4 protein-coding genes are annotated in these 6316 nt (G+C 70.2%); all 4 read right to left on the bottom strand.

Annotated elements, in window-relative coordinates:
• Nucleotides 1–93: 93 nt before the first annotated feature.
• From eno to mfd, 4 genes are read right to left on the bottom strand one after another with little or no spacing between them, the layout of a single operon-like run.
• Nucleotides 94–1374: a phosphopyruvate hydratase gene (eno, locus tag KD1_RS09700; RefSeq protein ID WP_068401143.1), complete on the bottom strand. Its 1281-nt coding sequence runs from the start codon at nucleotides 1372–1374 to the stop codon at nucleotides 94–96.
• A 41-nt stretch (nucleotides 1375–1415) separates the two neighbouring features.
• Nucleotides 1416–2108, bottom strand: a complete 693-nt coding sequence (locus tag KD1_RS09695) for a nucleoside triphosphate pyrophosphohydrolase (protein WP_245627347.1) — start codon at nucleotides 2106–2108, stop codon at nucleotides 1416–1418.
• A gap of 20 nt (nucleotides 2109–2128) precedes the next feature.
• Nucleotides 2129–2632: a hypothetical protein gene (locus KD1_RS09690; RefSeq protein ID WP_157073271.1), complete on the bottom strand. Its 504-nt coding sequence runs from the start codon at nucleotides 2630–2632 to the stop codon at nucleotides 2129–2131.
• A 19-nt stretch (nucleotides 2633–2651) separates the two neighbouring features.
• Nucleotides 2652–6287 carry a transcription-repair coupling factor gene (mfd, locus tag KD1_RS09685; RefSeq protein WP_068401136.1) on the bottom strand — a complete coding sequence of 1212 codons (3636 nt, stop codon included), beginning with the start codon at nucleotides 6285–6287 and terminating at the stop codon, nucleotides 2652–2654.
• Nucleotides 6288–6316 lie beyond the last annotated feature (29 nt).

The raw sequence follows: 6316 nt of genomic DNA, 5'->3' as shown, positions 1-6316 counted from the left end.
GACCGGGCCCCGGACGCGCGCCACCGGGCCGGCGCGACGAACTGCGCGCCGACCCGGTGGCGGGACGTGAACTGCGGGGCATGCTCCCCAGTATCAGGCCTTGAAGCGCGGGAACGCCGCAGCCCCGGCATACTCGGCCGCGTCGTCGAGCTCCTCCTCGATGCGAAGGAGCTGGTTGTACTTGGCCACGCGCTCGGAGCGGGCCGGCGCACCGGTCTTGATCTGACCGCAGTTGGTGGCCACGGCAAGGTCGGCGATCGTGACGTCCTCGGTCTCGCCGGAACGGTGCGACATCATGCAGCGGTACCCGTTGCGGTGGGCGAGGTCGACCGCGTCGAGGGTCTCGGTCAGCGAACCGATCTGGTTGACCTTGACGAGCAGGGCGTTGCCCACGCCCTCGTCGATGCCGCGCTGGAGTCGCTCGGGGTTGGTGACGAACAGGTCGTCGCCGACGAGCTGGACCTTGTCACCGAGCGCGTCCGTGATGGCCTTCCAGCCCTCCCAGTCCTCCTCGTTCAGCGGGTCCTCGATGGACACGAGCGGGTAGTCGGCCACGAGCTGGGCGTAGTACTCGGTCATCTCCTGGGCCGACTTGGCCGTGCCCTCGAACTGGTACGCACCATCGGAGTAGAACTCGGACGCGGCGACGTCCAGGGCCAGCGCGATCTCGGCACCGGGCTCGTAGCCGGCGGCCTTGATGGCCTCCATGATGACGTCGAGCGCGGCGCGGTTGCTCTCGAGGTTCGGCGCGAAGCCACCCTCGTCGCCCAGACCGGTGGACAGACCACGATCCTTGAGCACCTTCTTGAGCGCGTGGTACACCTCGGCACCCCAGCGCAGCGCCTCGCGGAACGACTCTGCGCCGATCGGGGCGATCATGAACTCCTGGATGTCGACGTTGGTGTCGGCGTGCGAACCACCGTTGAGGATGTTCATCATCGGCACCGGCAGCACGTGCGCGTTCGGGCCGCCGACGTAGCGGAACAACGGCAGCTCGGCCGAGCCGGCCGCGGCCTTGGCCACCGCGAGGGACACGCCGAGGATGGCGTTGGCGCCCAGGTTGGCCTTGTTGTCGGTGCCGTCGGCCTCGAGCATCTCCTCGTCGATCAGGCGCTGGTCGGAGGCGTCGTAGCCGTACAGCTTGGGGGCGATGTCCTCCATGACCGCGTTGACGGCGTCCTCGCAGCCCTTGCCGAGGTAGCGGCTCTCGTCACCATCACGGCGCTCCACCGCTTCGAAGGCGCCCGTCGAGGCGCCGGAGGGAACAGCGGCACGCGAGACGGTGCCGTCGTCGAGACCGATCTCGACCTCGACGGTCGGGTTGCCTCGGGAATCAAGGATCTCGCGGGCGACGATTGCGTCAATGCTGGCCACGGATGTGCTCCTGAGCTTGGGGTCCTGGGACAGTCCCGAGCCTATCGGTCGGCCGCGAAGGCCTCGACGGCAGACCGGAGCAATTCCTCCGGGTCCGCGCCGGCGGCCTGGGCGCGCGCGACGACCGCGAGCAACTGCGCTCCGAGATCGGACTCGTCGGCGGCCCGGTCGGCGGTCCGGGCGAGGGTGTCGACGCCTCGCCGCTCGAGCCGGCCGAGCACCTTGACGGCCGCGAGCAGACTCGGGAGCGTCGCGGGGATCCCGTCGAGCACCTCCGGGCGGCTGGGGCGATCGACGGAGCGTCGTGCGGCCGCCGCGGCCTTCTCGGCGGCCTTGATCCTCTCCCACTCCACCTCGACCTCGGCGGGGGTCGAGGCGTCTCCGTCGGCGAAGACGTGCGGGTGACGCCGGGTGAGTTTGGCGACCAGTCCGCCGGCGACGTCGTCGATGTCGAACGGAGCGTCGTGCTCCTGCCCGATCCGGGCGTGGAAGAGCACCTGCAGCAGCACGTCGCCGAGTTCCTCGACCAGGTGGTCGCGGTCGCCGGTGGTGATCGCCTCGGCGGCCTCGTGGGCCTCCTCGATGAGGTAGCGGCGCAGGGACTCGTGGGTCTGTTGCGCATCCCACGGGCACCCGCCCGGGGAACGCAGTCGGTCCATGACGACCACGGCCTCGAGCAGGGCGGAGCCGCGTGGGGCCGGGTGATCCGGTGACGGCGAGTGATCCGTCGTCACCGGCGGCTGCGGCGCCGAGGTCACTGCGGGGTGTCGCGCGCGCCGGCCGGCGGCGGGGCGATCCAGTTCTCCTGCGCCGGGCCGAAGCCCGTCTTGTTGTCGAAGTGGCCGTAGCGCGGGCTGATCTCGATGTCCGCGGACTGGATCATCTGCTGCAGTTCGGCCTGGGCGGTGGGCACCTTCGACTGCAGGTGCTGGCCGGCGATGAGCGAACGGCTGATCTCGAGCGTGCCGCGGTTGGGCTCGGCGATGTTCGGGAACGCGGTGCGCGCTGCCTCGTCGGTCACGACGATCCCGTGCTGCTTGCCCAGGTCGATGAGCAGCGGCGCGGATGCGAGCGCCTGCACGACCTGCGCGGAGGTCAGGTTCTGCACCTCCGGGCCCAGCTGTTCGGTCGTCGCGAGCACCTCGGTCTGGCTGAACGACGTCCCGTTGACGTCGATGGCCTCGTTGGCCTGGCCGCACGCCGCCAGCGAACCGGCAAGCGCCACGATGAGCATGGCAGTGCGAATCGGAGCCTTCACTGTGGTCCCTTCTTCTGACTCACCGCGTTCGCGATGAGTCCTTCGTACCCGACGTGCGAGCAATATCATCCAGCATCACGGCGCGGACCAGGTCCGCTGCCCACACCAGAACGTCCCGATCCCGCAGCGGGGTTCCCCCGACGCGAGCCGTCATCGGCTTGGGCACCACGATCGTACGGAGTGCCGCCTTGAATGACGACTTCGGGTACAGCCGGGCCAGTCGCAGCTGCTGCGATTCGCGCAGATCGGCCGGTCCGAACCGCACGTTGGCGCCCTGCACGGCGATCTCGGACAGGCCCGCCTGCTTGGCCAGGATCCGCAGCCGCGCGACGTCGAGGAGGTTGATCACCGGCTGCGGCGGCTCGCCGTAACGGTCGCGCAGTTCGGCCTCGATCTCGGCCAGCGCCGATTCGTCGGTGACCGCGGCGAGCTTCTTGTACGCCTCGAGGCGCAGCCGCTCCCCCGGGATGTACTCGTGCGGTAGGTGCGCGTCGACCGGCAGGTCGATCTTGATCTCGGTCGGGCCGGTGACGTCCTCGCCCTTGTACTCCGAGACCGCCTCGCCGACCATCCGCACGTAGAGGTCGAAGCCGACCCCGGAGATGTGACCGGACTGTTCTCCGCCGAGCAGGTTGCCCGCACCGCGGATCTCCAGGTCCTTCATCGCGATCTGCATGCCAGCGCCGAGATCGGTGTTCGAGGCGATCGTCGCGAGCCGCTCGTGGGCGGTCTCGGTCAGCGGCGTCTCACCCGGGTAGAGGAAGTAGGCGTAGGCCCGCTCGCGGCCGCGCCCCACCCGGCCGCGCAGCTGGTGGAGCTGGGAGAGGCCGAACCGGTCGGCGCGGTCGAGGATGAGGGTGTTCGCGTTCGACACGTCCAGGCCGGTCTCGACGATCGTCGTGGAGACGAGCACGTCGAAACGACGCTCCCAGAAGTCGAGCACGACCTGCTCGAGTCGCGACTCACCCATCTTTCCGTGGGCGGTCTCGATACGCGCCTCCGGGATGAGTTCACGCAGGCGGGCCGCGGTGCGTTCGATCGAGGAGACGTTGTTGTGGACGAAGAAGACCTGGCCCTCGCGCATGAGTTCGCGCCGGATCGCGGCGACGACCTGGCGCTCGTCGTAGGCGCCGACGTAGGTCAGGACCGGGTGACGCTCCTCCGGTGGCGTGGCCAACGTCGACATCTCGCGGATGCCGGTGACCGCCATCTCCAGGGTGCGCGGGATCGGCGTGGCCGACATGGCGAGCACGTCGACGCTGGTGCGCAGGGCCTTGAGCTTCTCCTTGTGCTCGACGCCGAAGCGTTGCTCCTCGTCGATGACGACCAGACCGAGATCCTTGAAGGCGACCTCGGAGCTGAGCAGGCGGTGGGTGCCGATGACGACGTCGACGCTGCCGTCGGCCATGCCCTCGAGCACCTCCTTGGCCTGCGCGTCGGTCTGGAAGCGGCTGAGCGACTTCACCACGACTGGGAAGCCGGCGTAGCGCTCGGCGAAGGTCTGGTGGTGCTGCTGCACGAGGAGCGTCGTGGGCACGAGCACGGCGACCTGCTTGCCGTCCTGGACAGCCTTGAACGCCGCCCGGACCGCGATCTCGGTCTTGCCGTAGCCGACGTCACCGCAAATGAGCCGGTCCATCGGCACCGGCTTCTCCATGTCGGCCTTGACCTCGTCGATGGTGCTCAACTGGTCGGGGGTCTCGATGTGGGCGAACGCGTCCTCGAGCTCGGTCTGCCACGGGCTGTCGGGGGCGAAGGCGTGGCCCTGGGTGGCCATGCGCGCGCTGTAGAGCCGGATCAGTTCGCCGGCGATCTGCTTGACGAACTTGCGGGCGCGCGACTTGGTCTTCTGCCAGTCCGAGCCGCCCATCTTGTTGACCGTCGGCTCCTCACCACCGGAGTAGCGCGTGACCTGGTCGAGCTGATCGGTGGGCACGAAGAGCCGGTCACCGGGCTGCCCGCGCTTGCTCGACGCGTATTCGAGCACGAGGTATTCGCGGGTCGCGCCGGCGACGTTGCGCTGCGCCATCTCGATGAAACGGCCGACGCCGTGCTGCTCGTGGACGACGAAGTCGCCCGGGCTGAGCTGCAGCGGGTCGACCTGGTTGCGTCGTTTGGAGGGCACGCGGCGCATGTCCTTGGTCGAGCCGCCGCGGCTCTGCGTGCCGAGCAGGTCGGCCTCGGTGAGCACGGTCAGGGGCGGGTCGTTCGGGCCGGAGCGCAGTGTGAACCCGTGACCGAGGGAGGCCACGGCGAGTTCGACGACACCGGGGGTGAGGTCGCGCAGCGGGCCGGCGGTGATGCCGTGTTCGCCGGCGATCTCGGCAACGCGGGCGGCCAGGCCGGGCCCGTCGGTGGTGACGAGCACGCGTTGGCCGGCGGCGGTCCACTCCCGCAGGTCGTTCAGCGCGGCCTCGGTGTCGCCGCGGTACGGGTGGACGTCGGCGGCGTCGATGCGGACGGTCATCTGGTCGTGGTCGACCGCGTCGTCGAGGAACGCCTCGAGGGATTCGTCCCCGCCGAACGGGGTCAGGGTCCACCAGGCGCGGTCGTGCGTCAGGGCGTGCTCGCGCGTCTGGGCGAGGGTCCAGTGTGAGGCGGTGCCGAGGATGGATTCGAGGTCGATGGGCACGGCGTTGCCGGCGGCGGCGTTGTGCCAGCTGGCGTCGAGGAACTCCGCGCTCGTCGAGACGAGGTCGTGCGCACGGGCGCGGACCTTCTCGGGGTCGGCGACGACCACGCCGGCTCCGGTCGGGAGGGTGTCGAGCAGCGACTCCATGCCGTCGACGAGGGCGGGGGTCAACGACTCCATGCCCTCCACGGCGATCCCCTCGGCGACCTTGCCGAGCATGTCGGCCACCCCGGGCAGCTGGGTGGCGAGCTCGGCCGCGCGGGCCCGCACGTTCTCGGTGAGGAGGATCTCGCGGCACGGCGGGGCCCACAGGCCGTGGTCGGCCGTCGCGAAGGTGCGCTGGTCGGCGACCTTGAACCATCGGATCTCCTCGACGGTGTCGCCGAAGAACTCGACGCGGACGGGGTGTTCCTCGGTCGGCGGGAAGACGTCGAGGATGCCGCCGCGCACGGCGAAGTCGCCGCGGCGTTCGACGAGGTCGGTGCGCGTGTAGGCCGCGCCGACGAGGGCGTCGACGACGAGGTCGAGCGGGCGTTCCTCTCCGGTGTGGAGGCTGACCGGCACGAGCTCGCCCAGACCGGTGGCGATGGGCTGGAGCACCGCGCGGATCGAGGCGACGACGACGCTGACCGGTCCGTAGTTGGGGTCGGCCGGGTCGGGGTGGGCGAGCCGGCGCAGCACGGCCAACCGCTTGCCGACGGTGTCGGAGCGCGGACTGAGCCGCTCGTGCGGGAGGGTCTCCCAACTCGGGAAGGTCGCGATGCGCACGGGGTCGACCAGGGCACGCAGCGCCGTGGCGAGGTCGTCGGCCTCGCGCGCGGTGGCGGTGACGGCGAGGAGGACGCGATCGGGCTGGGCCCGCACGAGGGCGGCGATGAGCGGGGCGCGCAGACCTGGCGGGGCGACGACGTCGAGTTCGGCGGTGTGCGTGGCGTGCCCGAGGACCTTCACCACATCCGGGGCGGCTGCGACGAGATCGAGCAGCGGCGCCACGTCGGTCGCGGCAGTTTCCACGCGAGTCATGAGGGTGATCCTCTCACCCGGCGGGGACA

The organism is Kribbia dieselivorans NBRC 106261 (assembly GCF_001552435.1).
GTDB classification, from domain to species: domain Bacteria; phylum Actinomycetota; class Actinomycetes; order Actinomycetales; family Dermatophilaceae; genus Kribbia; species Kribbia dieselivorans.
This window is presented reverse-complemented; position numbering and strand designations above follow the sequence as displayed.